This is a genomic window from Synechococcus sp. R8-2 (assembly GCF_047461715.1).
Taxonomy (GTDB): Bacteria; Cyanobacteriota; Cyanobacteriia; order Thermostichales; family Thermostichaceae; genus Thermostichus.
Map to the genome: position 1 here is coordinate 1 of NZ_JANSHQ010000704.1, position 502 is coordinate 502.

A 502-nucleotide genomic window follows, 5' to 3' on the forward strand; every position below is an offset into this window, starting at 1 on the left:
GTTGCTCTGCAACGCTGTCGCGACCAGGAACCGACGCAAACCGACAGCCCCTCTTCTTGGCAAGTGGTCACCCAGCGCCAGCCCACACCGGAGGAGTGGGCGGATCTGGAATTTGCCTGGATAGTCTGCAAACATGTGAAATCCAACGCCATTGTCGTTGCCAAGCAGGGACAGACGCTCGGCGTCGGAGCCGGACAAATGAATCGGGTGGGAGCAGCGGAGATCGCTCTCCAGCAGGCGGGATCCCAAGCAGCAGGAGCTGTTTTGGCCAGCGATGGCTTCTTCCCCTTTGCCGACAGCGTGGAGATGGCTGCCCAAGCAGGGATCCGCGCCATCATCCAGCCGGGGGGGAGCATCCGCGATGCCGATTCCATTGCTGCTGCCAACGCTGCCGGTATTGCCATGGTTTGCACCGGCATACGTCACTTTCTGCACTGAGCCCGCCTTTCTGCTCAAGAGAGAAATCTTCCCAAGAGAGACAAAGAGCATGACTCTAGTCAAT

1 pseudogene is annotated in these 502 nt (G+C 59.2%); it reads left to right on the plus strand.

Annotated features, from left to right (window positions below):
• Positions 1-438: pseudogene (gene purH, locus NW819_RS14040) on the plus strand (bifunctional phosphoribosylaminoimidazolecarboxamide formyltransferase/IMP cyclohydrolase); the annotation flags it as partial.
• Positions 439-502: the final 64 nt, after the last annotated feature.